The sequence below is a fragment of the Nocardia thailandica NBRC 100428 genome (assembly GCF_000308795.1).
Classification (GTDB): domain Bacteria; phylum Actinomycetota; class Actinomycetes; order Mycobacteriales; family Mycobacteriaceae; genus Nocardia; species Nocardia thailandica.
Window position 1 is genome coordinate 34247 of sequence record NZ_BAGK01000214.1, and the last position, 25592, is coordinate 59838.

At 70.2% G+C, this 25592-nt stretch carries 16 protein-coding genes, 1 tRNA gene and 1 pseudogene; 10 read left to right on the plus strand and 8 right to left on the minus strand.

All coding sequences use genetic code 11. The features are described from left to right. Positions 1-37 precede the first annotated feature (37 nt). Together ON36_RS35000 and ON36_RS24285 are read right to left on the minus strand one after the other, a co-directional pair. A complete protein-coding gene (locus ON36_RS35000) occupies positions 38-9403 on the minus strand; it encodes a non-ribosomal peptide synthetase (protein WP_052314311.1) in 9366 nt (3121 codons plus the stop codon). Between the two features lie 220 nt (positions 9404-9623). Further along, entirely contained in the window at positions 9624-10499 is an 876-nt protein-coding gene (locus tag ON36_RS24285; RefSeq protein WP_043658124.1) for a M23 family metallopeptidase, read from the minus strand. 195 nt (positions 10500-10694) lie between these two features. Between ON36_RS24285 and ON36_RS24290 the strand changes: the two genes are divergently transcribed. Both ON36_RS24290 and ON36_RS24295 read left to right on the plus strand, forming a co-directional pair. Next, positions 10695-11723, plus strand: a complete 1029-nt coding sequence (locus tag ON36_RS24290; protein WP_083885368.1) for a nitronate monooxygenase — start codon at positions 10695-10697, stop codon at positions 11721-11723. A gap of 86 nt (positions 11724-11809) precedes the next feature. After that, positions 11810-12202 carry an SCO5389 family protein gene (locus ON36_RS24295; RefSeq protein ID WP_043658126.1) on the plus strand — a complete coding sequence of 131 codons (393 nt, stop codon included), beginning with the start codon at positions 11810-11812 and terminating at the stop codon, positions 12200-12202. A 395-nt stretch (positions 12203-12597) separates the two neighbouring features. Here the strand turns inward: ON36_RS24295 and ON36_RS24300 are convergent, their stop codons facing one another. Together ON36_RS24300 and ON36_RS24305 are read right to left on the minus strand one after the other, a co-directional pair. After that, positions 12598-14232 carry a long-chain fatty acid--CoA ligase gene (locus ON36_RS24300; RefSeq protein WP_043658128.1) on the minus strand — a complete coding sequence of 545 codons (1635 nt, stop codon included), beginning with the start codon at positions 14230-14232 and terminating at the stop codon, positions 12598-12600. 139 nt (positions 14233-14371) lie between these two features. Next, a complete protein-coding gene (locus ON36_RS24305) occupies positions 14372-14986 on the minus strand; it encodes a TetR/AcrR family transcriptional regulator (protein WP_043658130.1) in 615 nt (204 codons plus the stop codon). A gap of 100 nt (positions 14987-15086) precedes the next feature. Between ON36_RS24305 and ON36_RS24310 the strand changes: the two genes are divergently transcribed. The 4 genes from ON36_RS24310 to ON36_RS35005 all read left to right on the plus strand — a co-directional run bounded on the left by ON36_RS24310 (position 15087) and on the right by ON36_RS35005 (position 18011). Beyond that, positions 15087-16226, plus strand: a complete 1140-nt coding sequence (locus ON36_RS24310) for an acyl-CoA dehydrogenase family protein (protein ID WP_043658132.1) — start codon at positions 15087-15089, stop codon at positions 16224-16226. 103 nt (positions 16227-16329) lie between these two features. Beyond that, positions 16330-17097, plus strand: coding sequence for a hypothetical protein (locus ON36_RS24315; RefSeq protein WP_043658134.1), 768 nt, complete (start codon positions 16330-16332; stop codon positions 17095-17097). Between the two features lie 62 nt (positions 17098-17159). Beyond that, positions 17160-17232, plus strand: a tRNA-Arg gene (locus tag ON36_RS24320). 308 nt (positions 17233-17540) lie between these two features. After that, the gene (locus ON36_RS35005; protein WP_157224993.1) at positions 17541-18011 is read left to right on the plus strand and encodes a hypothetical protein; all 471 of its coding nucleotides are present in this window, start codon (positions 17541-17543) and stop codon (positions 18009-18011) included. A gap of 51 nt (positions 18012-18062) precedes the next feature. On the opposite strand, the pseudogene ON36_RS37115 reads toward ON36_RS35005, so the two are convergent. Then, positions 18063-18503, minus strand: a pseudogene (locus ON36_RS37115) (recombinase family protein); the annotation flags it as partial. Here ON36_RS37115 and ON36_RS37120 point away from each other — a divergent pair. Then, positions 18504-18770, plus strand: a complete 267-nt coding sequence (locus ON36_RS37120; RefSeq protein ID WP_245558188.1) for a hypothetical protein — start codon at positions 18504-18506, stop codon at positions 18768-18770. Between the two features lie 377 nt (positions 18771-19147). Here ON36_RS37120 and ON36_RS35560 read toward each other — a convergent pair whose 3' ends face one another. Next, complete coding sequence (locus tag ON36_RS35560) at positions 19148-19594, minus strand: hypothetical protein (protein ID WP_169334733.1); 447 nt, start codon at positions 19592-19594, stop codon at positions 19148-19150. Here ON36_RS35560 and ON36_RS24330 point away from each other — a divergent pair. Continuing rightward, on the plus strand, positions 19560-20294 hold the full coding sequence (locus ON36_RS24330; RefSeq protein WP_157224995.1) for a transposase: 735 nt from the start codon (positions 19560-19562) through the stop codon (positions 20292-20294). The two genes, ON36_RS35560 and ON36_RS24330, sit on opposite strands and share 35 nt — an antisense overlap. A 1075-nt stretch (positions 20295-21369) precedes the next feature. Here the strand turns inward: ON36_RS24330 and ON36_RS24335 are convergent. Further along, positions 21370-22560: a PucR family transcriptional regulator gene (locus ON36_RS24335; protein WP_083885370.1), complete on the minus strand. Its 1191-nt coding sequence runs from the start codon at positions 22558-22560 to the stop codon at positions 21370-21372. A gap of 136 nt (positions 22561-22696) precedes the next feature. Between ON36_RS24335 and ON36_RS24340 the strand changes: the two genes are divergently transcribed. After that, the gene (locus ON36_RS24340; protein WP_043658140.1) at positions 22697-24166 is read left to right on the plus strand and encodes a long-chain-fatty-acid--CoA ligase; all 1470 of its coding nucleotides are present in this window, start codon (positions 22697-22699) and stop codon (positions 24164-24166) included. Between the two features lie 53 nt (positions 24167-24219). Further along, on the plus strand, positions 24220-25071 hold the full coding sequence (locus tag ON36_RS24345) for an alpha/beta fold hydrolase (RefSeq protein ID WP_043658142.1): 852 nt from the start codon (positions 24220-24222) through the stop codon (positions 25069-25071). A gap of 3 nt (positions 25072-25074) precedes the next feature. Here the strand turns inward: ON36_RS24345 and ON36_RS24350 are convergent, their stop codons facing one another. Next, positions 25075-25578: a MarR family winged helix-turn-helix transcriptional regulator gene (locus ON36_RS24350; protein WP_043658145.1), complete on the minus strand. Its 504-nt coding sequence runs from the start codon at positions 25576-25578 to the stop codon at positions 25075-25077. Between the last annotated feature and the right edge of the window lie 14 nt (positions 25579-25592).

Genomic DNA, 25592 nt, shown 5'->3' on the forward strand with positions numbered 1-25592 from the left:
CGGCCGGGCTGTTACTCCCCGGCCGCCGCGGCGGCGGTCATCGCAGGTCGTCGAGCGCGATGACCTCGGGCACCCAGCCGGGCGCCCCTGTCGCCGCGTCGTCCACGATCACCGCACGCAGATCCTCCAGTGGTTCGCCGCCGAGGTCCGCCAGGTTCGCGGCGGTGGCGAACAGGTGGGTCACCCAGTCCTCGGCGAGCCGGTCCGCCAAGGACAGGTTCGCGTCGGCCAGCACCACCGAGGCACCGGCCGCGCCCGCCACGAGCAGCTCGACCAGCGCGGCCCGTGACTCGGGCGCGCCCTCGTGCAGGGTGCGCGACTCGAAGGCCACCTCGGTCGCCGCGCCGACGGCGCTCACCAGCGCCGCGAGCTCGTCGTAGCCGAGGGTGACCGCGCCCGCGAAGGCGATGTCGCCGCCCTGCAGCGCGCTGGTGCGGTTGGCGTAGGTGACCGGCCGCGGTGACTGTTCGGCCACCTCGGCGGCGACCGCCGGGTCGTCGAGGACCAGCCAGTCGATGCCGGGCCCGGCGGCGGGCGCCGCGGCGAGGCCGACCTTGATGTCGAGCCCGGCGGGCAGCGCCGCGCCCGGCTCGGCCAGCGGGACGACGGCCGCGCCCGCCTTGAGCACCGCCCACGTCGCCACCGCCGCGTCGACCCCGCGATCCAGCCGCAGGGCGACGCCGGTGCGCGGGCCGCAGCCACGGCCGATCAGCACCCGGGCCAGCCGGGAGGACCGCGCGTCGAGCTCGGCGTAGGTCAGCGCCTCCTCGCCCCACACCAGGGCGGGGCCGTCGGGGTCGTCGTCGACGGCGGCGGTGAGCAGCTGCGGCAGCGCGGTGCCGCGCAGCGCGGACGAGGCGTTCGCCGCCGGAGCCGCCGTGGCCCGTTCGCGTTCGGCCGCGTCGAGGATGTCCACCGCGCCGACCGCGACCAGCGGATCGGCGGCGACGGCGGCCAGCACCCGCTGCAACCGGCGGCCGAAGGCGGCCATGGTCGCCTCGTCGAACACGTCGGTGGCGTAGGTGAGCACCGCGCCGAGGCCGGCGGGCGCGCCGTCGGCGCCCTCGCGCGGCTCGACCGTCACCTGCAGGTCGAACTTGGCGGTGACCAAGGCGTTGTCCATCCCGGACACGGTCAGGCCGGGGAGTTCCAGCGACGGCCGCTCGGTGTTCTGGAACGACAGCACCACCGAGAGCAGCGACTCGGCGTCGGTGCCCGCGGCCTCGACGACCTGCTCGAACGGGAGGTCGGCGTTGGCGAAGGCGGCCAGGTCGGTGTCGCGCGCCCGGTCGACGAGCACGTCGAAACTGGCCGCGGTGTCGACCTGGGTGCGCAGCGCGAGGGTGTTGACGAACATGCCGACCAGGTCGTCGAGCACGCGTTCGCCGCGGCCTGCGACGGGGGTGCCGACGGTGATGTCGCCGGTGCCGGTCAGGCGGCTCAGCAGCGCGGCGAGCGCGGCGTGCACCACCATGAACAGCGAGGCGTTGTGCCCCTTGGCGATCCGCAGCAGCCCGGCGTGGACGTCGGCGGGGACGACGAAACCGGTCTCCGCGCCCGCCCCGGTGCGGGTCGCCGGGCGCGGCCGGTCCACCGGCAGCGCCGCGGTGCCCGCCCCGGCGAGCCGCTCGCGCCAGAACGCCAGCTGGGCGGCCGCGGCCGACCCCGGATCGGTGACCTCGCCGAGCACCTCGCGCTGCCAGAGCGCGAAGTCGGAGTACTGCACCGGCAGCGGGGTCCACGCCGGCGCTGCGCCGTGGCAGCGGGCCGCGTAGGCGGTGATGAGGTCGCGGGCCAGCGGCGCCATGGAGACGCCGTCGGCGGAGATGTGGTGCACCACGACCACCAGATAGTGCTCGTCGCCGCCGTCGGTGAACAGCGTCGCCCGCACGGGAACCTGCGCGGTGGCGTCGAATCCGGCCGCCATGAGCTCGGCGGCCCGGTCGAGCGCGCCGTCGAGCGGCCGCACGGTCAGCCCGCCGGGCAGCGCCTCGGCGGCGGAGCCGACGCGCTGATACGGCAGGCCGCCGGGCCCGTCCACCGGGTAGCTGGTGCGCAGCGCCTCGTGGCGGTCGAGCACGTCGGTGACGGCCCGGCCGAGCGCCTCGACGTCGAGGGTGCCCTCGAGCCGCAGCGCGAGCGGGATGTTGTACGCCGGGGACTCCGGGTCGAGCTGGTTGAGCACCCACATGCGCTGCTGGGCCAGCGACAGCGGGATCCGCTCCGGCCGCGGCGCGGGCGCCAGCGGCGGGCGGCCCGCGGCCGCGCCGGTGACCACGGTGGCGGCCAGCGCCGCGACCGAGGACTGCTCGAACAGGTCACGCACGGTCAGCGACGCCGCCAGCGCCTCGTTGATCCGCGACACCGCGCGGGTGGCCAGCAGCGAGTTGCCGCCGAGGGTGAAGAAGTCGTCGTCGAGCCCGACCTCGGCGGCGCCGAGCAGACCCGAGAAGACCTCGGCGACAACGCGTTCGGCCTCGGTGACCGGGGCGCGGTACTCCCCCGCGCCGACCACGGCGGGCGCGGGCAGCGCCTTGCGGTCCAGCTTGCCGTTCGGGGTGAGCGGCAGCGCGTCGAGGACGACGAGCGCGTCGGGAACCATGTAGCCGGTGAGGAATTCGCCGACCTCGGTGCGCAGCGCGGCAGGGTCGAGGGCGGCGCCCGTCTCGGGCACCACGTAACCGAGCAGGCGGTCGACGCCGTCGTCGGTGCGCACCAGCACGACCGCCTGGCCGACGCCCGCGCAGCGCAGCAGCGCCGACTCGATCTCGCCGAGTTCGATGCGGAACCCGCGCAGCTGCACCTGCTGGTCGCTGCGGCCCGCGTACTCGAGGTTCGCGGTGCCGGAGCCGCGCGACCAGCGGCCGACGTCGCCGGAGCGGTACATGCGCGAGCCCGGCGCGCCGTACGGGTTCGCCACGAAGCGGGTCGCGGTGAGGCCCGGGCGGCCGAGGTAGCCGCGCGTGAGCTGGTCACCGTCGACGTAGATCTCCCCGGCCACGCCGACCGGGGTCGGCCGCAGGCGCTCGTCGAGCACCCGGGCGCCGAGGCCGGGCAGCGCCCGGCCGATGACCGAGGCGGGCTGGGCGGCCAGCCGCTCGTCCAGGGCGAGGAAGGACACGTGCACGGTGGTCTCGGTGATGCCGTACATGTTCACCAGGCGCGGGGCGTCGGCCGGGTGCCGGTCGTACCAGCGCCGCAGCTGCCGCAGGTCGAGCGCCTCGCCGCCGAAGACGACGTGCCGCAGCGCCAGTTCCGCGCCGTCGGCCGCCGCGCGGTCGGCCTCGGCGAGCTGGTAGAACGCCGACGGGGTCTGGTTGAGCACCGTGACGCCGTCGCGGATCAGCAAGGCGCGGAACAGCTCCGGCGACCGCGAGGTGAGGTGGTCGACGACCACGACCTCGCCGCCGGTCACCAGGGCGCACCACAGTTCCCACACCGAGAAGTCGAACGCGAAGGAGTGGAACAGCGTCCACACGTCGGATTCGCCGAAACCGAACAGCGGGGCGCTGTTGGCGAACAGCTCGGCCACCGTGCGGTGGGGCACGCCGACGCCCTTGGGGACGCCGGTGGAGCCGGAGGTGTAGATGACGTAGGCCAGGTGATCCGGGCGCAGCGGCGCGCGGCGGTCCGCGTCGGTGACGGGGGCGTCGTCGCCGGGACCGATCTCGTCGAGCAGCACCACCGGGATCTCCCCGGCGGGCACCGCGGCCAGCTCGCCGCCGGTGGTCAGCACCGCGGTCGGCGCGGCGTCGGCGAGCATGAACTCGAGCCGCTGCGCCGGGTAGGCGGTGTCGATCGGCAGGTACGCCGCGCCCGACAGCAGCACACCGAGCAGCGCGACCGGCAGCCGTTCGTCGCGCGGGACGGCCACGGCCACCAGGGATTCCGGGCCCGCGCCGTGGGCGATGAGGGCACGCGCGACGCCCGAGGCGCGCCGCAGCAGTTCGGCGTAGCTCAGGCGCGTGTCCCCGAACCGGACGGCGGGGGCGTGCGGGTGCCGCAGGACGCGGTCGGTGATCAGGTCGGGCAGGGTCGCCGAAGGCACGTCGGCGCCCGGTGTGGTCCAGGCCGCGAGGACCTCGGCGCGTTCGGCGGGGGCGAGCAGGTCGATGTCGCCGGTGACCACGTCCGGATCGGCGGCGATGGCGGCCAGGATCCGGCCGAAGCGCTCGCCGAAGCCGGACACCGTCGCCGCGTCGAACAGCGCGCCGTCGTAGCCGAAGGCCAGCGACAGCCCGGCCAGGGCACCGCTCCCGTCGAGGCGTTCGACGGCGCCGAGGGTGAGGTCGACCGGTGCCCGGTGCTGGGAGCCGTCGCCCAGCGCGAGGGCCGCGCGGAAGGGCGGCACGCCCGCGCTGACCCGGATGAGGTCGCGCACGTGCGCCAGCGGTCGCGCGCCGGTGTCGGCCGCGACGAAGCCCGCCGCGTCGGCGCGGTGCAGGCGCTCGAGGACGGCGGCGAAGGTGTCGCCGGGGGCCGACTCGGCGGTCACGACCACCGGTTCGGCCACGGCGGACTCCGGCGGGTACACCCCGACGGTGACCTCCCCGGTACCGGCCAGCCGGGCCAGCAGCGTGACGTAGGCGGCGTGCAGCACGGTGAACAGCGAGACGCCGCGCCGGGCCGCGAGACGATTGAGCGCGGCGTGGACGTCAGCGGGCACCTCGGTCCGCACCTCGGCGGGCACGTAGCTGTCCCCCGCGACGCGCGGCCGGTCGGTGGGCAGCTCCAGCTGATCCTGGGCGGCCACCGGCGCGCGCCACCACTCGGCGGGCGCCGCGGGAAGCTCCGCGTCGTCGGCGCCGGTGAAGCGGTCGATCAGCAGGCGCAGGATGTCGCTCAGCGCGCGGGCGGCGGTGTCGGAGACGGTGTCGCGGCGGTTCCACACCTTGACCCGCAGCCGCGCGCCGGATTCGACGACCACGGCCACCGGGTAGTGGGTGAAGGTCACCGAACGCACGCCGGCCACTTCCAGCCCGTCGATCGAGGAACCGGCCTCCTTCAGGCCCTCCTCGTCGATCGGGTAGGACTCGTAGGCCACCAGCGAGTCGAACAGGCCGCCGGTGCCCGCGGCGCTCTGGATCTCGGCCAGGCCCAGGTAGTGGTGGTCCATCAGCGCGGCCTGCTCGGACTGCAGGGTGCGCAGCAGGTCCCGCACCGAGGCGTGCGCGTCGAGGCGCACCCGCACCGGCAGGGTGTTGACGAACAGGCCGATGATGTCGTCGACGCCGTCCAGCTGCGGCGGGCGGCCTGCCACCACGGCGCCGAACACCACGTCGTCGCGGTCGGTCAGGGCCGCCACGATCAGGGCCCACGCCGCCTGGATCACCGTGTTGACGGTGACCTCGGACTCGGCGGCGAAGCCGGTCAGGGCCGCGGACTGCTCGGCGGAGAGCTCGAATTCGATCTCGCCGACCCCGGCCTCCGGCGCGGCCGGAGCCGCGAGCACCTCGGCGACCGCGGTCGGGCGGGCGCCGTCGAGGGCGGCCCGCCAGCGCTCCAGCGTGGCGTCGCGGTCCTGGCGATCCAGCCAGGCCAGGTAGTCACGGTAGGGGCGCACCCGCGGCAGCAGGGAGTCGTCGCCGTGCATGGCGTAGAGGACCAGCAGGTCCTTCATCAGCAGCGGCAGCGACCAGCCGTCGAAGAGCAGGTGGTGCGAGGTCAGCACGAGGCGGACGCCGCCGGAGACGGTGCGGTACACCGTGAATCGCACCAGCGGGGCCACCGCCGGATCGAAGCGGGTGCGCTGGTCCTCGGCGAGGAGCGCGGGCAGATCCGCCTCCGCCACGCCGTCGACGACCCGCCACGGCGCGGTGACGCCGTCGACGACGACCTGCACCGGGGTGCCGTCCGCGGCGGTGACGAAGGCCGAACGGATGCTCGAATTGCGTTCCAGCACACCCTGTGCCGCGCGGTGCAGCCGGTCGAGATCGACGTCGCCGCCGAGTTCGAGGGCGAACTGGGTGACGTAGTCGTCGGCGCCGCCCGCGGTCAGCTGGGTGTGGAACAGCAGGCCCGCCTGCAGCGGCGACAGCGGCAGCACGTCCGACAGCCCGGGGTACGCGGCCCGCCAGCGATCCAGCTCCGGCTGCGACACCCGCACCAGCGCGACGTCGGACGGGGTGAGGCCGCCGGCCGCCGGATCCGCCGTGTGCCGGGCGACGGCGGCCAGCGCCGCGACCCAGCCGTCGGCCAGTTCGCGCACCGCGTCCTCGCCGATGACGCCGGCGGCGTACTGGAACGACACCGACATGCGGGGTCCCGCCTCGCCGTCGGTGACGATCGCGTTGATGTCGACCACCATGCCCGCGGGCATGGCCGGGTCCTGTTCGGCGGTGATGTCGCCGAGCGCGTCCGTCGGCAGGAAGCCCGCGCCCGCGAAACCCTCGGCCTCGGCGTCCATGCTGACCCGGCCGAGGTAGTTGAAGCCGATCTGGGCGACCGGGCCGGTCAGCCCGCCCGCGGTGGCCGGGTTCAGGTGCCGCAGCAGGCCGAAGCCGATGCCCCGGTCCGGCACCGCGAGCAGCTGTTCCTTGACCGCCCGCAGCGCGGCGGCGGTCTCCGCGCCGCCGTCGAGCGCGGCGGCGGTGTCGACGGCGCCGAGGTCGAGCGCGATCGGGTACACGCTGGTGAACCAGCCGACCGTGCGGGTGAGGTCGGCGCCGGGCACCGTCGCCTCCTCGCGGCCGTGGCCCTCCATCCGGACGCGGGTGACCGGCGCGTCGACGCCGCGGCCCGCGCGCCAGGCCCGCACGGCCAGCGCCAGCGCGGCCAGCAGGCCGTCGTTCACGCCCGTGCGGTACAGCGCGGGCACCTCGGTGAGCAGGGCCTCGGTGACCGGGGCCGGCACCTCGACGCTGAACCGGCGCACCGTCGCGTAGGTGTCGAGCGCGGGATCGAGGGCGCGGCTGCCGAGCAGCGGGTCCTCGGTGCCGAGAACCGAACGCCAGTAACCGGTTTCGGCGGAACGCTCGGCCGCCGCCTCGGCCAGGCCGTGCGCCCAGCGGCGGAACGAGGTGCCCACCGGCGCCGGCTGCGGCCGCTGGCCGGCGGCCAGCTGCGCCCAGGCGGTGACCAGATCCGGGATGACGATGCGCCACGAGACGCCGTCGATCACCAGGTGATGCGCGGCGACGATCAGCACGTCGGCGGCGTCGGGCCTGCGCAGCCAGGTGAAGGCGAGCATCCGCCCGGCCGCGGGGTCGAGCCGGTCGAGCGCGGAATCCAGTGCGGCGCTGCCGATCCGGGTCAGCTCGGCGTCGTCCACGCCGGCCGGGACGGCGGTCTCGGCGAGCAGCGCCGCCACGTCGTAGCCCTCGGCGGGCGGGATGTCGAGCCGCCAGCCGCCCTCGGCCCGGACCACCCGCGAGCGCAGCACGTCGTGGTGGGTCAGCACAGCGGTGAGGGTGCCCAGGAGACCGTCGCGGTCGATGCCCTCGGGCAGGGCGAGGGTCATGTTCTGGGAGAAGCGGCCGAAGACGCCCTCGTCCAGGTACTGGGCGAGCACCGGGGTCGCGGGCGCGTCACCGACGCCGCCGCCGGGCAGCTCCTCGAGCCGCACGATCTCGGTCTCGTCGCCGACCACCGCGACCTTGGCCAGCGCGGCCACGGTGCGGTGCTCGAACACGTCCTGCGGGGTGAACGCGATGCCCGCGGCCCTGGCGCGCGCCACCAGCTGCATGGACAGGATGCTGTCGCCGCCGATGGCGAAGAAGGAGTCGTCGGCGCCGACCTCGGACAGCCCGAGCAGTCCGGCGAACAGCTCCGCCAGCGCGGTCTCCACGGGGCCCTGCGGCGCGCGCGAGGTGCCCGCGTCGAACACCGGCTCCGGCAGCGCCTTGCGGTCCAGCTTGCCGACCGGGGTCAGCGGGATCTTGTCCAGCACCATGATCGAGGCGGGGATCATGTACGCGGGCAGGGACTCCCGGAGGTGATCGGCCAGCGCGCCGACCTCGACGGTCGCGCCGGGCCGGGGCAGCACGTAGGCGACCAGGGCGGTCGCGCCCGAGGGCAGCGTCTTGCCGAGGGTCGCGGCGTAGTCGATGTCGGGATGCGCGGTGAGCGCGTTGTCGATCTCGCCCAGCTCGATCCGGAAGCCGCGGATCTTCACCTGGAAGTCCGAGCGGCCCATGTACTCGATGGCGCCGTCCCCGGATTCGCTGCGCCGCACCAGGTCTCCGGTGCGGTAGAGCCGCGCGTTCGGGTCACCGGCCTCGGCGCCGAACGGGCTGGCGACGAAGCGCTCGGCGGTCAGCCCGGGCCGGTTCAGGTACCCCTGCGCCAGCGCGGGGCCGGACAGGTACAGCTCGCCGATCACCCCGGCGGGCACCGGCCGCAGGCGCGAGTCGAGCACGAACGCGCCGACACCCGCGATGGCCGAACCGATGGTGATGGTGGCGGCCGGGTCCATGGGCGGGGTGCTGGTGGCGAGGATCGTCGCCTCGGTCGGGCCGTAGCCGTTGTAGAACCTGCGGTCGCCGGTCGCCCAGCGGCCGACGAGTTCGGGACCGAACTTGTCGCCGGCGACCACCACCGCGCCCAGCTCGTCGAGGCCGGCGGGGTCGACCGACTCGAGCGCGCCCGGGGTGATGAGCATGTGGGTGACCCGCTCGCGGCGCAGCAGCTCGGCCAGGTCGTCGCCGCCGAACACCGTCGGCGGCGAGACGACCAGCGTGGCGCCCGCGGAGAAGGCCAGCAGCAGCTCCAGCACCGACACGTCGAAGTTCGGCGAACAGACGTGCAGGACCCGCGAGCCCTCGGTGACCCCGTAGTGCTCGCGCTCGGCGGCCACGAGCCCGGCCAGGCCGGTGTGGGTGACCACGACGCCCTTGGGCTTGCCGGTGGAGCCGGAGGTGTAGATGACGTAGGCCGGGTGGCGCTCGTCCAGGGTGCGGACGCGGTCGGCGTAGGACACGGTGTGCGCGGGCTGCGCGGCGATCCGGTCCGCCTGCGCGGGGTCGTCGAGGACCAGCCAGGCGATCTCGGCGCCGAGGACGGGGCGGTGCGCCTCGAGGGTGAGGCCGAGGACCGCGCCGGAGTCGGTGACGATGTGGGCGATGCGGTCGGCCGGGTAGTTCGGGTCGACGGGCACGTAGGCCGCGCCGGTCTTGGCGACGGCCCAGACCGCGAGCACCGATTCGAGGCCGCGCGCGATGCCGATGGCGACGACGTCGCCGGGGCCGATGCCGCGGCCGATGAGCTCGCGGGCCAGCTGGGCCGAACGCTGATCCAGCTCCGAGTAGGTCAGCTGGCGCTGATCGGCGGGATCGCCGGTGGGGTTGAACCGGAGGGCGACCGCGTCGGCGGAGGACTCGACGGCGGCGGTCAGTAACTGCCCGAATGTGGGACTGCTCGACCGGCGACGGCGGGTACCGCGGGCAGAACGGCGGGCAGTTTCCATTGCGGTTTCATTCACCTCTCGTCGAGCCGAGGTACACCGGACATCCGGGTACAGGCAATCGAGTCATCATATCGAGCGCCGATGGCCCTCGATCCGGCCGTACAAGGGCCCGAGAGGTGTATCGGCTGGATAACGGTCCGTGTTGCCGATTCGGAACCGTCAGGTGACGGGGCTCACAGCCGAACGAGCCCCGTGGCGGGAGCGTCCCGCCTGCGCGCGATCAGTGCGCGCTCGGGCCCCACTCCATGGGCACCCCGCGGGAGGCCAGGTAGGGCAGGGGATCGATCTTGCCGCCACCCTGGTCCCAGATCTCCAGGTGCAGGTGGGGGCCGGTGGACTGGCCGCGGTTGCCGACCGAGGCGATGACGTCGCCCGCGTTCACGCGCTGGCCCGCCGAGACGTACATGTCGTTGACGTGGCCGTAGACGGCGGTGGTGCCGTCGTCCTGCAGCACGCGGACCCACAGCCCGAAGCCGGAGGCCGGGCCGGCCTCGACGACGGTGCCGGAGGCGACGGAGTGGATCGGGGCGCCGAGGGCGTCGGCGAAGTCGAGGCCGTAGTGCATGGCGCCCCAGCGGCTGCCGAAGCCCGAGCTGATGGCGCCCGCGACGGGGCGCACGGCCTGGGTGGGCGCGACCTGGTGCTGGATGCCCTCGATGAAGTCCTCGACCTGCGAGAGCGGGTTGGACAGCTCCGGCGGCAGGCCGCCGATACCGAACGGCGCGGCGACGGGAGCGGCGACCGGCGCGGCCACGGCGACCGTGTCGGCGGCGGGCGCGGCCTGCTCGGCAGGGGCCGAGATCTGCTTGGCGGCAGCCAGCGCGATGTCGACGGCCTCCTTCGCGGACTCCGGCGCGACCGATTCCTCGGTGGAGTCGTCGTGCGAGGGCAGCAGCGGCGAGGCGTAGGCGATGGCCGGGACGACCTGCGAACCGATGCCGACCAGGCCCGCGGTGGCGACCGCGGCGCTGGCGGCGACCTTCACGCGGTCGGTGCGGGACGGCTCGGCACGGTGCCGGTTCCGGCTTCCGATGCCACCGTCACCGAGGAGATCGGCGACGGAGATGGACTCGGGGCCTACACGGTGCTGCGACAAGGTTCGTCCTAGCGTCCGACAACAGGGAAAACGGAGGTCAGGGCCGCCAGGCGATCCTGTGAACCGATCCGCAGATAACGGTTCGGCATCCGTTGTGACGTGAACTCTACTCCGTCGTGACCATTTCGCAACCATTCGCGAAGATTCCCCGGTCAGGGCGCGGGTTCCAGTGTTACAGAAGACAGACTGGACCTCATGATTCTCGACGATCTGCGCGTACCGATCGTGGCCGCCCCGATGGCGGGCGGCCCCACCACCCCGGAACTCGTCGCCGCCGTCACCGGCGCGGGCGGATTCGGCCAGCTCGCCGCCGGCTACCTGGGCACCGACGCCCTCGCCGAGCGGATCACCGCGACCCGCGCCCTCACCCCGGGCCCGTTCGGGGTGAATCTCTTCGCCCCCGGCGCGCCCGCCGACCGCGCGGACTACGCCGACTACCTGGCCACCCTCGGCGCCCGCTTCCCTCTCGGCGAACCACGGCACGACACCGACGAGTGGGCGGAGAAGTTCGATCTGCTGGTGGCCGACCCCGTCGCGGTGGTCAGCGTCACCTTCGGCTGCCCGGACGCCGCGGAGGTCGCGCGACTGCACGCGGTCGGCACCGAGGTCTGGGTGACCGTGACCTCCCCCGCCGAGGCCGCGCTCGCCGTCGCCGCGGGCGCGGACGCCCTCATCGCCCAGGGCGCCGAGGCGGGCGGCCACCGGGCCGACTTCCGCGACGACCCGGCGAACGACCCGGTCGACCCGCTCGGCCTGCTGAGCCTGCTCCAGCTCCTGCCCGCGACGACCGACCGCCCCGTCGTCGCCGCGGGCGGGCTGATCACCGGCGCGGGCGTCGCCGCGGCGCTGGCCGCGGGCGCGGCCGCCGCCCAGCTCGGCACCGCCTTCCTGCGCTGCCCCGAGGCGGGCACCAACGCCGTGCACCGCGACGCCGTCGGCTCCGCCGAACCCACGATGCTCACGCGCGCGTTCACCGGACGCCGCGCCCGCGGAATCCGCAACCCCTTCCTCACCGACTTCACATCGCTCGCCCCGGCCGCCTACCCCGAGATCCACTACGCCACCGCGCCGTTGCGGGCCGCCGCGCGCGCGGACGGCAACTCCGCGGCAGTGAATCTGTGGGCGGGCCAGACGCACGCGCTGTCCACCGGGCAACCGGCGGGCGAACTGGTGGCGACCCTGTACGCGGAAGCGAAAGCCGCTCTCGGAAAAGCACTTTCATGAGAATTCAGGGTCGTTGACAAGGCCGCACGCCCTAGAATGAAAAGGGCATCGCATCCGCCGACCATCCACCGCAGGAGGAGAGCGCCATGTCCCTCGATGTTCCCGCCGCATTGCTCGAGCGCGCCGAACAGGGCGATATCGACGACGCCGAATTCGTCGAATGCGTCCGTACGTCACTCCCCTACGCCTGGGAGGTCGTGAGCCGCGTGGCCGGTGAACTGCGTTCGGGCGATGCGGAATTCGCCGACAACGTCGTGCCCCCGCCGGACGAGAAGGCCCGCGGCCAGCTGCTGCGCGCCCTCGCCTCCGACGCCATCCGCGGCGGACTCGAGCGGCACTTCGGCGTCAAGCTCGCCTTCCAGAACTGCCACCGCGTCGCGGCCTTCCCGCTCTCCGCGGTCGGCGGCGAGACCTACACCCGCTACATCAGCCCGCGCGCCCAGCTGCTCAACCAGAGCCCCGAGCTGCGCAACTGCTGAAATTCTGGCGGCCGGCGCCGCGGGGTTCGGCCTCGTGACCTCGCCGCCGAGGCGTGATACCGCGCCTTCGGCGTGACGTCTCACGCCTCGGCGGCGAGGCGGCCGAAACCGTGGTGGTACCGGAGCCTGTGTCGGACAACTGAATACACAATTGAATAGCGACAACTGCATATCGGACAACTGAATACACAACTGAACAACAACTGAATACGGCGGGCGTGGGGAATTCTCCCCACGCCCGCCGAAGTATCGACACCGGTCGAGGCCGACTTCACGCACCGCCCCGGGTTTCGGCCGCCTCGCCGCCGAGGACCGAGACGTCACGCCGAAGGCGAAGTATCGGTCCTCGGCGGCGAGGTCACGAGGCCGAAACCCCGCGGCGCCAGCCGCCGAAACTACAGCGTCGTGACGTCCAGCTCACCTTCGGCGAACTGCGCGCGCAGGCGCTTCTTGTCGAACTTGCCGACCGAGGTCTTGGGGACCTCGGGGATGAAGGTCCAGTGCTCGGGCAGCTGCCACTTGGCGAACTTGTCGGCGAGGAAGTCGCGCAGCTCGGTCGCTTCGGCGGTCGCGCCTTCGGCCAGCACGATGGCGACCAGGGGCCGCTCGTCCCACTTCTCGTCCGGCACACCGATGACCGCGGCCTCGGCGACGGCCGGGTGGCCCATGACCGCGTTCTCGAGGTCGACCGAGGAGATCCACTCGCCGCCGGACTTGATGACGTCCTTGGAGCGGTCGACCAGGGTCAGGTAACCGTTGGGGCTGATCTTGCCGACGTCGCCGGTGCGCAGCCAGCCGTCGTCGAACTTGTCCGGGTCGACGACGCCGCCCTCGGGCGAGTAGTAGGAGCCGGTGATCCAGGCGCCGCGCACCTCGAGCTCGCCCAGGGATTCGCCGTCGTTCGGCACGACCTTGCCCTGGTCGTCGACCAGGCGGGCCTCGACGTTGGCGGGGAAGCGGCCCTGGGTGTAGCGGTAGGCCCAGGCTTCCTCGCCTTCGGCGCCGTGCGGCGGGTGCGCGACCGACCCGAGCGGGGAGGTCTCGGTCATGCCCCACGCGTGCAGGATCCGCACGCCGTGCTTCTCCTCGAAGGCGCGCATCATCGACGGCGGCACCGCCGAGCCGCCGACGACGGCGGTGCGCAGGTAGGAGATGTCCTGCGGCGCGGCGGCCAGCGCGGCCAGCACGCCGCCCCAGATGGTGGGGACGGCGGCGGCGAAGGTCGGCTTGACCGCGGCCATCATCTCCAGCAGCGGGCCGGGCTGCAGGAAGCGGTCGGGCATCAGCACGTTCGCGCCCGACATCAGCGCCGCGTACGGCATGCCCCAGGCGTTGGCATGGAAGAGCGGCACGATGGCGAGCACGGTGTCGGACCCGTTGAAGCCCATGCCGTTCGGCGAACAGACCTGCATGGCGTGCAGCCAGTTCGAGCGGTGCGAGTACACGACGCCCTTCGGGTCGCCGGTGGTGCCGGAGGTGTAGCACATGGCGGCCGCGGAGCGCTCGTCCACGATCGGGAAGTCGTATTCGGCGGGCTGGGCGTCGAGCAGCTCGCGGTAGGAGTGGACCTGGACGCCCTCGGGCGCGGTCAGCGCGGCGGCGTCGCCGTTGGCGACGATGACGTGGCGCACCGTCTTCAGGTTGGGCAGGTACTGGGCGAACAGCGGCAGCAGCGTGCCGTCGACGATGACGACCTGGTCCTCGGCGTGGTTGGCCACGAAGACCAGCTGCTCCGGGAACAGCCGGATGTTCAGCGCGTGCAGCACCGCGCCCATCGCGGGCACCGCGATGTAGGCGACCATGTGCTCGTTGTTGTTCCACATGAAGGTGCCGACCCGGTCGCCCTCGCCGATCCCGAGCGCGCGCAGAGCGTTGGCGAGGCGGGCCGCGTCCTCGCCCACCTCGCGGAAGGTCATCGTCCGCAGGCCGTCGCCGGTCCAGGTGGACACGGTGGATTCACCCTGGAAACTCGCCGCGTACTTGAGCAGTGTGGCCAGCGACAGCTGATCGTCCTGCATGGTGCTCTGCATCGATGCTCCTTCGTTCGACCGCGGCGGGAGAGAGCCACGTCACAGCGGATGCTACCGAAAGGTAGGGGTGTGGTGGTGGCGTGTTCCGGCAAGATTCCGGTCGGTCGGCTCCGCCCCCGGCAGACTTCTGGAACAGGTGTCAGGACGGCGCGCGGCGCAGGGCGATCTCGGCCAGTTCGGTCCAGTCGGCCAGCACCTGCCTGCGCCGGGCGCGGTCGCGGCCGACCATCTCGTCGAGGGTGGCGCCGCGCACCAGGTTGACCGTCAGCCAGAAGGCGCGGTCCAGGTTCTCCCGGGTGATCGACGAATCCATCAGCGCCGCGCAGGTGTCGAGCAGCTCGTGGGTCAGCTCGTGCTGCACGCGCAGCATCTCGCGGCGCAGCGGGCGGTCGTTGGCGATGCCGACGTAGAGCTCCACCGAGGCGGTGCCGAGCTTGCCCGCGAAGGTCGCCGTCACCAGCTCGACCAGGATCGCGCCCGCCGCGTCGGCCGGGCTCAGCCCGCGCGCGCGGCGCTGCATGGACTCGCGCTGACGCTGGGTGAGGTGGCCGATGGTCTGCGCGAACAGCTCCTGCCGGGTGTGGAAGTGGTGCAGCTGGGCGCCGCGGGTCACGCCGGCGCGGGCGGTGATGTCGGCGATGGAGGCGCTGCCGTATCCGACCTCCGAGAGGCTGTCGATCGCGGCGTCCAGGAGCAGCGCCCGCGTCCGCAGACTCTTCTCCTGATGCTTGTTGGGTGGCAGCGCGGAAACCATCCGGCCAGTGTAGAGGGTGAAAATTACGTGCTGCCTTGCATGCAATTGGATGTCGGACGTACTGTGAAACGACCGAGCCCCCGACCCCGGAGTTGATCTCATGGCTGTGGACCGCATGCTGCCGAGTACCGAGGCACGCGACCTGATCGAGTTGACCCGGGAGATCGCCGACAAGGTCCTGGAACCGAAGGTTGCCGAGAGCGAGCACACCGGCGACTATCCCGAGGGGGTGTTCGCCGCGCTCGGCGCCGCCGGGCTGCTCAGCCTGCCCTACCCCGAGGAATTCGGTGGCGGCGGCCAGCCCTACGAGGTCTACCTGCAGGTGCTCGAGGAACTGGCGGCGCGCTGGTCCGCGGTCGCGGTGGCGGTCAGCGTCCACGGGCTGTCGTGCCATCCCCTGTTCACCTACGGCACCGACGAGCAGAAGCGGCGGTGGCTGGCCGACATGCTCTCGGGCGAGACCATCGGCGCCTACAGCCTTTCCGAGGCGCACGCCGGGTCCGACGCCGCCGCGCTGCGCTGCCGCGCCGTGCCCGTCGACGGCGGCTACCGGATCACCGGCACCAAGGCCTGGATCACCCACGGCGGCCGCGCCGACTTCTACACCCTGTTCGCGCGCACCGGCGAGGGCTCGCGCGGCATCTCCTGCTTCCTCGTCCCCGCAGGCACCGAGGGCCTCAGCTTCGGCAAGCCCGAGGAGAAGATGGGCCTGCGCGGCATCCCCACCACCACCGCCGCCTACGACGACGCCTTCCTGCCCGCCGAACGCCGCGTCGGCGACGAGGGCCAGGGCCTGTCCATCGCCTTCAGCGCGCTGGACGCGGGCCGCCTCGGCATCGCCGCCGTCGCCACCGGCCTCGCCCAGCGCGCGCTCGACGAGGCCGTCGCCTACGCCAAGGAGCGAGAGGCGTTCGGCCGCCGCATCATCGACCACCAGGGCCTCGGCTTCGTCCTGGCCGACATGGCCGCCGCCGTCGACTCCGCCCGCGCCACCTACCTCGACGCCGCCCGCCGCCGCGACGCCGGCCTGCCCTACTCGCGCCAGGCCAGCGTCGCCAAGCTGATCGCCACCGACGCGGCCATGAAGGTCACCACCGACGCCGTCCAGGTCTTCGGCGGCTACGGCTACACCCAGGACTTCCCCGTCGAGCGCTACATGCGCGAGGCCAAGGTCATGCAGATCTTCGAAGGCACCAACCAGATCCAGCGCCTGGTGATCTCCCGCCACCTCGCGGGCTGATCCCGCTACCCGGCAACGCGCAGGTCCCCCGCCTGGTCAGGATTCGGGCAATCGGCCAGTAAACTGGCGTCGACGTCCGGCCGACCTCGCGAGGAGGCGCGCGATGCTGTGGATTCTGATCCTGGTCCTTGTGGTCTGTGTCGGCGCCCTCCTGTACCTGCGGTGGGCGCAGAACAAGCGCACCGCCCAGGAACTGGCCGACGCGCAGGCCGCCGCGAGGCAGGTCATCGAACGGCTCGGCGGCCAGGTCTACTCCCTGTCCGCCACCGGCCCCGCCTCCCGCCAGGCCCTGGCCGACGCCAGCGAACGCTACAACGCCGCGGGCGGCCAGATCGACCGCGCCGCCACCCCCACCCAGGCGAACCTCGCCGAACAGACCGCCCTCGAGGGCCTCTACTACATCCGCGCCGCCCGCACCGCCATGAACATGGACCCCGGCCCCGACATCCCGCCCCTGTCCGGCCAGGACATCGCGGGCAAGGTCGAGGCCACCCGCGCCGTCGACTTCAACGGCCGCCGCCTCACCGCCTCCCCCGCCCCCTCCTCGGTCACCCCCAACTACTACCCCGGCGGCCGCGTCGCGGGCCGCCCCGTCCCCGCCGGCTGGTACTCCGAGCCCTGGTGGCGCCCCGCCCTCGTCGCCGGCGCCTGGGGCGTCGGCTCCGCCCTCCTGTTCACCAGCCTCTTCCAGGGCATGCCCGGCGTCGGCTACGACGCCGCGGGCTTCGAATCCGGCGCAGGCGAGGCCTACACCGACCCCGGCCCCCTCGACACCCCCGGCCTCGACCCCGGCACCGGCCTCGACCAGGGCTACGAGACCGGCACCGAAGGCGACTGGTCCGCCGACCCCGGCGGCTTCGACGGCTTCTGAACACTGTTGCGTGCCGCCACCCCCGACCCGGTAGACTCCCAACGTCCCACCACGGGACCCCCGCCTTCGTAGCTCAGGGGATAGAGCACCGCTCTCCTAAAGCGGGTGTCGCAGGTTCGAATCCTGCCGAGGGCACGTACAGCATCTACAACAGCCGCGCCCGGTCGATGACCGGGCGTTTCTGTTGTCGTGGTGATCGCGTCGCCGACAATCGTGGCCGCATGGGCGATAGCGGGAACGTGGTCGGCGGGCAGCGTGATGGTGATGGTGGCGCGGGCGGCGTTGTCGTGCAGCCGAATTGAGAGCTGGGTGATCTCGAACAGGCGCTGCAGCAACTTCTCGGGGGCAACGCTGAGGTTGAGCCGGAGATAGGGCAGGGCGTCCAGCAATGCGATGTCCGCGTCGGCGGGGCGGCAGGGCTCAGCCTGGTTGGCCGCGTTGAGTTGGTCGATGTCGCTGACGGCGGCCGTTTTCTCGGTCTCCAGTTCGTTGTAGGTGTTGCGGAGGGCCTTTGTGAACGGGTCATCGGGATCGCCGTCCTGTGCTTGGCGCAGAACGGAGTCCTGGCGACGCGTCAGGTTCTCCACGGTCCGTTGGAGCCGTTCGCGGTCGGTTTGTCGCTGCCTGGCGGCTCGGTCGTCGATCCCGGCGATGTCGGCGGCAAGCAGCTCGTGGCGGAGAATGCCGAAGACACGGTCTGCGTAGAACTGCGATACCGCATCGAGTACGGCGTCTTCGCGGATGTAGATCGTCTTGGGGTGACCGGCGTACTTGTCGGGTCGTCCCCGATTGTTCCCGCGCGGCCAGCATTGGTAGTAGAGATGCCCACGGCGCTCGGCACCGTTCATGCGCCGCGAGCATTCGCATTGAAGTCGGCCTCGGAATGCGTAGCTGTGAAGTGTCAGTGGGTGTGAATTCTTGCCGCTGCCGTCACGGGATCCCCGTCGGGCTTGGCGGCGGCCGATCAGTTCGTCGTACATCCACTTCGGGATCAGAGGTTCATGGACGGGTTCGGTCGACCACACCCATTTCATCGGATCGTTGACCTTGCCATGACGGGAGCGGGACGCGCGGCGATTGAACACCTGGAATCCGGTGTACTTCGGATTCGACAAGATCTCATACACGGCGGTCTTGCCCCACGCGCGACGTGCGCGACTCGCGACAGTCGGCTCCGGGGGCGGGTATTTGGTCGGGTCGGCATTGAGTCGTTCCGCGATGGTGTCGTAGCCCAGGCCCTCGTAGTAGCGCCACATCGCGATCTGGGTCACGGTCTCACCGCGAGCGCCATCCGGTTCGATTCGCGACTTGGTTTGTGCGCGAGCAGCTTTCGTTGGGTTGGGATGCCGAAAGATCTTCGCCTTGTACCCATAGGGTGGTTTGCCAATGTTCCATCCCTCTCGCACATGGGTGCACAGTCCGCCCCAGGACTGCTCGAGGGTGTTGAGGACTTCGTACTCGGCTACCGACTGATTGATGCGGCGCTGCAAGATCCGTTGCGCGCGACTGCCGCTGATCGTGATCGGCTCGTTGGACGCGAACAGCGGCACATCGACCCTCTCCAATTCCCGCTCGATCGACAGACCTTCGTAAGTGCGGCGAGCGACACGTGCGACGGATTCGCAGATTACGACGTCGAACCTGCGGTTGGGGTGCTTGGCTTCATCCAGTAGATCAGCGATGCCACCGTCGCGGGCAATCGGGATGTTGAACCGCTCGTAATCGGTTCCGTGTCCACGCTCCTCCAACTCCATTCGGCCGGACTCGACATCGTAGTAGTGCGCCACGATCACCCAGGATTCCGGGAGTGGGGTCTTGGAGTTGCCGAGCTGGCGAAGCATCGATTGCCGCGGGTCTTGCTGATCCTCGGTCGAGGTTCGGCCGAGGAAGGCTACTCGTACCTCATCCCGCAACAGCGCCACCGGCATGCCGAGCGGGGATACCGCATAGTCTGATAGCCCTGACGGCCCTGTAGCCGGTGCCGTTCCGGAGGGGAACGTTCGACGCGCCAGAGCCGGAGCGGGTGGATTGACCGTGATGTCATCCTCGTTCATGCGGCTTCTCCGTCCTCCAAGAATTGTTCACCAGCTTTTTCTCTGGTGGCCCATTCAAGTAATTCACGGATAATCTCGGCGAGTTCATCACGCAAACGGTTTGCTTCGGACCCTTGAATAGTGACAACCTGACCAGAAAATTGGCAGTGATGCCTATGTTTTTTCAATTTCTGATCATATATCCATGTCGAACCGGAATTCGATATTTGCGAAATGGGTCCGGGGTTATCGCCGTAATCACTGTCCGAGCAAGCTGAATTTCTGGCACGTTCCAATTCCTCGCCATAGTTAGCGCTGCGAAGATAGGTGTGGCGTGGCTTCGGCGCTTCGCCTAAGGGATGTCCCGTAAGTCGTTGAGCAGCAACAGATATCGTGTCGCAGGTGGTGATCTCAGCGTCTGACCCGGTGATGGTGGAGTTGTTCTCCGGGCTGCGGCCGGCCACGTTCGCTCGCCTGATCACCCGGTTGCGGCGCGAGGGTGCCGACCGGCCGTTGCGGGGCCGGCCGTGGGGGTTGTGTTTCGAGGACCGGGTGTTGCTGGTGGCCACGTATTGGCGGACGAATCTGACGATGCGGCAGCTCGCGGCGGTGTTCGGGGTGTCGAAGTCGGCCGCGGCCAGGGTGATCGAGGACCTGGGACCTGCGTTGGCGCTACGACCCCGCGCCCGCTTCGGTCGTGATGCGGTGTTGATCGTGGACGGCACCCTGGTCCCGACCCGTGATCACAAGGTCGCTGCCCAGAGTAAGAACTACCGGTACTCGACCAATCACCAGGTCGTGATCGACGCCGACACCGAACTCGTCGTCGCGCTCGGACGACCCCTGCCGGGGAACCGCAACGACTGCCGAGCCTGGACCGAGTCCGGTGCCGCTCATGCCTGCCGCAACGCAGTGGTGATCGCGGATGGCGGCTACCAGGGCACCGGTCTGATCATCCCGCACCGTCGGTCACCCGGTGTCGAGCTGCCGGAATGGAAACAGGCACACAACAAGTCACACCGCAAGGTCCGTGCTCGCGTCGAGCATGCCTTCGCCCGGATGAAGACCTGGAAGATCCTGCGGGACTGCCGGTTGCGCGGCGAGGGAGTTGCCGTCGCGATGGCCGGGGTAGCGACTCTTGCCAACCTCACCCACGCTCGCTGATTCCAGGCCGGTGGACCGAACACCGTCACCGCGTCAGACTTACGGGACATCCCTTAAAGAGACGGCCGCTCCTGCAAAACCGAGCATGACCGAGGCGGCGACCAGCAGAAGTGCCCCGCACGTTGCCGGACCGGTGACGGAACTGGTGGGTGGCGCGGGTCTGGTCGCCGCTGCGAGGGCAGTGGTTTGGGAACTCGCGGGCCTAGCCGACCCGATGACCGGGATCACAGTGCCTGACAGGCCGATCCCCACGCCCGCGTAAGTGCTTGAACCTTGCACGGTGGATATACCGGTCGCCGCGATCGCTGGCATGCTCTGCACCGCGTCGATTTGCCTGCAGTTCGGACACGAGTTGTCGTTGTTCATGTGCGTTCCCCACTATCCGGCTGTGTTTTCCTCTGGCACTGAACCGATTTCCGTCCAGCGGTGTCGCTGGACACGTTGGTGAAGCTCGCAGAATCCGGTCCGCGCGGAAACGCACCGGGCCGACCGTCGCACACATCATTGACGGCCACCCCGGGGTTGGTGTCAAGATTCCTCATCCTCGACGTACATCGAGGATGAGGAACTGTCTCGACCTCGGTGAATCGGCTGTAGGGCTGAAACGGCTTAGAGCGCCTGGGACGACCAGCGTTAGGACAACGGACGCGTGAATGGGCTGTGTGCGTCAGCGGAATTATCTGCTGTTGTGTCGCAAAGAGGGGGTCCGTCTGCAGTACGCAAAGTGTCCGGATCCTCAGTGACCACCGGCCGTCCTCGGACACGACGGCGAGATTGGACCGGGGTCCAGAACACCGAAGGGATGCTGTCAACGCCAAGTTATCCACAGGTAGCGCTCTCGCCGGACCTGCCGCGCAGTCGCCGAATCACCGGGACTTCTGCCGAAATCCGCAGCTCACCACGAATGCGGTTTGTTGTAGATGCTGTTCGAATCGCCTCGGGGGCACAACCGACAGCACCCCCTGCGCAAGTTGCTTGGCGAGGGGTGGTTTTCGACATTCGACAGGATCACAGTTTCGTGTCAGCCCGCGACCTCGAGAGATCGAGGGGCAGTTGACCTGGGTGGATGGATCTGTCACAGGCCGGGATTCGGGCGGTGTAATGCACGCAGGGCGGCTCCGAGTTCGAGGACTGCTTGGGGGTCGGTGAGGGAACGGCCGGTGACTTCCTCGATGCGGCGCAGGCGGTAGCGGACGGAGTTCGGGTGCAGGAAGAGTTTGCGGCCGGTGTCGGCGGCGGAGCCGTTTTCGGCATACCAGGTGCGGAGAGTTTGCAGTAGTCGTTCGCGTTCTTCATAGGGCAGGGCCAGAAGGGGACCGAGCGAAACTCGGGTCATCCGTTCGGCTTCGATCGGTGCTGCCGCGATCAGCATGGCGAGGGGGTCGTCGTCGAAGCGGGCCACGCCTCGGGGGCGGTCACGTAGACCGGTGAGGGCGAGCCGGGCGAAGTGCAGTGCCTGCGGTGTCTCGGGCAGGGCGTCGTAGGGCGGGCTGATGCCCACGCGGGCGTGATGGGCGCGAAACGCCTTCAGCGCCGATGGTTCTCGGGACTCGGGCAAGGCGATTACACCGATCTGTTGGTCGGGCAGCAATCGCCAAGCGGAGATGATTTGTGCTGCGCGTAAGGCTATTTCGATACCGGGTAGGGCCTCACGGCCGGTGGCGGGTGCTTCCGCGGCGACGACCACGTAGCGGCCGGCGGGTGGCAGGCCGAGGATCCGGGTTGCTTCGCCGAGGGTGGTCGGGTCGGCGATCATGCCGGTGAACAGGGCCTCGACCAGTACGGAGCGTTCGTGTTCGCGTTGCAGTACCAGTTCGGTGGTGGTTTCTCGGTAGGCGGCCGCGACCGCGACAGCGTATTCACCCGATAGTGCCCAGACCTCTGCGGCGAGGGCGACAAGCATCGCGTCGGTGACTTCGGGGTGGCGTCGTGAGGCGGAAACCAGTTCGGACCACAGGAATTCGAATCCGATGCGGAAGGCGTGCAAGGTTTCGGCCAGGGGCACACCTTGCTGTGCACGTAGTCGCCCGGTGTCCTTGGGCGGTTCCGGGTCCACCGGTGCGGTGGTGGTGAAGTGTCGCAGCATCAGAGTGAGATTGCGCGTGCAGGAGGTGCGAATGGTGTCGAAGGGCACCTGCGCCTCGTTGCGGTAGGTGTCGAGTTCGGCGAGGAAGCGCCGGGCCAACCGCAGTCCGAGGTCGTCGATGGTCTCGAGTAGGAGCGCGGCTACTTCGACGATTGCTTCCGGTGGCGTGGTGCGGGGCATTTCCGCAGGTTACCGGTTCGTGGTTGTTGCGGCGAACAGTTGGCGGACCGGTGATGTTGTCCCTGCATCCATGGGAGCGCGATCACATCGATGCGACGATTTCGGCGATGTTTTCGGCACTACCGGGAAGTTGACGATGCGCTCCTTGACCGTGAATCTGCTGCAGTCGGCCCTGCGCGTCCCGGACCGGGTCGCAGTGCGATCGGACGATACGGTCCTGACCTACGCGCAGCTCGAGGAGCGGACCGGGCGGGTCGCCACGATGCTGTGTGCCGAGGGCGTGACTCCAGGGTCTCGGGTGGCTCTGATGCTGCCCAACGTGCCGGAGTTCGTGGTTCTCTACTACGGGATCCTGCGCGCGGGATGCGTTGTGGTGCCGATGAACCCGTTGCTGAAGGCCCGTGAGGTCGCCTACTACCTGTCCGATTGCGGTGCACGAGTGCTGTTCGATTGGAGAGGCGGTCCAGGGGAGGGTCCGCAAGGGGCGGCGGCGAGCGGGACCATCGTTCGGACGATCGATCCGACGTCGTTTGCCGCCCTGCTAGCGCGGCACGCGCCACGCCATGACAGTCCAGAGGTGGAGCTGGATCAGGTGGCGGTGATCCTCTACACCTCGGGGACGACCGGCCAACCCAAGGGTGCGGCGTTGACGCTCGCCGGGCTCGCGCACAACGCCGAGGTGTATGCCTCGACCGTGCAGGAGCTCCACCACGATGATGTGATCCTGGGCTGTCTGCCGCTGTTCCACACCTTCGGGCAGACCTGCGCACTCAATGCCGCGATCTATAGCGGGGCCGCGCTGACGCTGGTTCCGCGCTTCGAGCCGGCCGCGGTATTCGAGGCGATCGCCCGCGACCGGGTCACTGTCTTCGCTGGTGTGCCGACCATGTACTCCGCGCTGCTGCGCGACGCGGGTGCGACGACAGCGGACGTCAGGTCGTTGCGGCGCTGTGTATCCGGTGGTGCGTCGCTTCCGGTGGAACTGCTCACCGCCTTCGAGAAGACCTTCGGCTGCGAGATCCTGGAGGGCTACGGTCTGTCGGAGACCAGCCCGGTGGTCACGTTCAACCACGCCGGGCGGCCGCGCAAACCCGGCTCGATCGGTGTGCCGATCCGTGACGTCGAGGTCGAGTTGGTCGATGTGATCGACGGGATCGGCGAGATCGCGGTCCGCGGCCCGAATGTCATGTCCGGCTACTGGAATCGGCCCGAGGCGACCGAGGCCGCGATTCCCGACGGCTGGTTCCGCACCGGCGACCTCGCCCGGCGCGACGACGACGGCTACTACTACATCGTCGACCGCAAGAAGGACATGATCATTCGCGGCGGGTACAACATCTACCCGCGCGAAATCGAGGAGCTGCTCTACGAACACCCCGATGTCGTGCAGGCCGCCGTCTTCGGCATCGCCGACGATCACTTGGGGGAGGAGATCGTCGCCGCCATCGTTCTGAGCGCGGAAGCGAACACCACCGCGGAGGAACTGCAGCGCTTCGTGCGCGAACGCATCGCTGCCTACAAATACCCCCGCCACGTGTGGCTGCTCGACGAACTGCCCACCGGCCCCAGCGGCAAGATCCTCAAACGCGCCATCACTCGGCCATGAAACACGCCGCCACTCTTCATATTTCATCCCTCGAAGTCGCAGGAGCATCTCCCATGTCCACCTTCACCAGCAGCGACGGCACCGTCATCCATGTCCGGGAATGGCTGCCGGCCGACCGGCAGCCGGTCGGGATCGTGCAGATCGCGCACGGGATGGGCGAATACGCCGCCCGCTACAGTCATCTCGCCGAGCGCCTCGCCGACGCCGGATACGCCGTCTACGCCCCGGACCATCGCGGGCACGGCCACAGCATCGCGGGCACGCCCGGTGACCTCGGCGAGAACGGATGGAACCTACTGGTCGAGGACCTTGTGACACTCACCAGGCTGCTGCGCGCCAAGCACACCGGGATTCCCGTCGTCCTGTTCGGACACAGCCTCGGATCCTTCGCGGTCCAGCAGTACATTCTCGAACACTCGGGCCTCGTCGACGATGTCGTGCTGTGCGGTACCACAGCGGTCGACCAGCTGTTCGCCATGATCGCCGAGGCAGATGGAGATCTGCTTGGGCTGTTCAATGCCCGCTTCCAGCCCACGCGCACGACTGCGGACTGGATCAGTCGTGACGAGGCGCAGGTCGATGCGTATGTGGCGCATCCGTGGTGCGGGTTCGATCTCGACCCGGCCAACATGACGCTATTGGCAACGGTTGCCGCCGAACGGCTTTCGAGGCCGACAACCGTTCCCGATGATCTGCCCGTCTACGTGATGGTGGGCGATCAGGACCCGCTCAACGACAATCTGCGGTTGAGCGACCTGCTGATCGACCGATATCGCGAGGCCGGGCTGACCGACATCACCTACCGTGTCTACCCGGGGGCTCGGCACGAGATCCTCAACGAGATCAACCGCGACGAGGTGGAAGCCGACCTGATCGCCTGGATCACCCGCGTACCGAGTTCGTAATCCTCAGTCGTCCTGAGTATTTCGGCGCGGTGTGGGCGGAAGCGGCTGGGCGAGGCGACTGTTCATCGCACTCGTCAGCTCGGTCAGGAAGTTCTCGAACTGCCGGAGCTGCTCGGGGGAGTGCCGGGCCATGACGTCGGCGACCTGCGCGCCGAGCGGGCGGAAGAACTCGTCGGCAAGCTCGTGCACCTCCGAACTGCCGCGCAAGGTGATGACGCGCCGGTCGTTGTGCTCGCGCGTGCGCATCACATGGCCGGCCTGTTCGAGCCGGTTCAACAGCGCGGTCGTGGCGGGCTGGGACAACGAGATGCGTTCGCTCAGGCGGGCGGGCGACAAGGCCGCGCCACGTTCTTCGGCACTGAGGATCTCGATGAGCGCTTCGGCATCGGTGGAATGCAGACCCAGCCACGCCGCGAACCGTCGGCTGAATTCCCGATAGTTCGCGCCGTAGGCGCGCAGACCCTCGGTCAGCTGATCCTGCTGAGCCCGCGCAACCGGGTGGTTCATCTGCCCCTGCCCAC

Bases quoted from the DNA above. Each gene is read 5' to 3' on its own strand.
- ON36_RS24315 (WP_043658134.1), top strand. From the start codon at position 16,330: ATGCTGTGGATTCTGATCCTGGTCCTTGTGGTCTGTGTCGGCGCCCTC.
- ON36_RS24290 (WP_083885368.1), top strand. From the start codon at position 10,695: ATGATTCTCGACGATCTGCGCGTACCGATCGTGGCCGCCCCGATGGCG.
- ON36_RS24345 (WP_043658142.1), top strand. From the start codon at position 24,220: ATGTCCACCTTCACCAGCAGCGACGGCACCGTCATCCATGTCCGGGAA.
- ON36_RS24330 (WP_157224995.1), top strand. From the start codon at position 19,560: ATGGTGGAGTTGTTCTCCGGGCTGCGGCCGGCCACGTTCGCTCGCCTG.
- ON36_RS24300 (WP_043658128.1), bottom strand. From the start codon at position 14,232: ATGCAGAGCACCATGCAGGACGATCAGCTGTCGCTGGCCACACTGCTC.
- ON36_RS37120 (WP_245558188.1), top strand. From the start codon at position 18,504: ATGGGTGCACAGTCCGCCCCAGGACTGCTCGAGGGTGTTGAGGACTTC.
- ON36_RS24310 (WP_043658132.1), top strand. From the start codon at position 15,087: ATGGCTGTGGACCGCATGCTGCCGAGTACCGAGGCACGCGACCTGATC.
- ON36_RS24335 (WP_083885370.1), bottom strand. From the start codon at position 22,560: ATGCCCCGCACCACGCCACCGGAAGCAATCGTCGAAGTAGCCGCGCTC.
- ON36_RS24340 (WP_043658140.1), top strand. From the start codon at position 22,697: ATGCGCTCCTTGACCGTGAATCTGCTGCAGTCGGCCCTGCGCGTCCCG.
- ON36_RS24305 (WP_043658130.1), bottom strand. From the start codon at position 14,986: ATGGTTTCCGCGCTGCCACCCAACAAGCATCAGGAGAAGAGTCTGCGG.
- ON36_RS35000 (WP_052314311.1), bottom strand. From the start codon at position 9,403: ATGGAAACTGCCCGCCGTTCTGCCCGCGGTACCCGCCGTCGCCGGTCG.
- ON36_RS24350 (WP_043658145.1), bottom strand. From the start codon at position 25,578: ATGAACCACCCGGTTGCGCGGGCTCAGCAGGATCAGCTGACCGAGGGT.
- ON36_RS24295 (WP_043658126.1), top strand. From the start codon at position 11,810: ATGTCCCTCGATGTTCCCGCCGCATTGCTCGAGCGCGCCGAACAGGGC.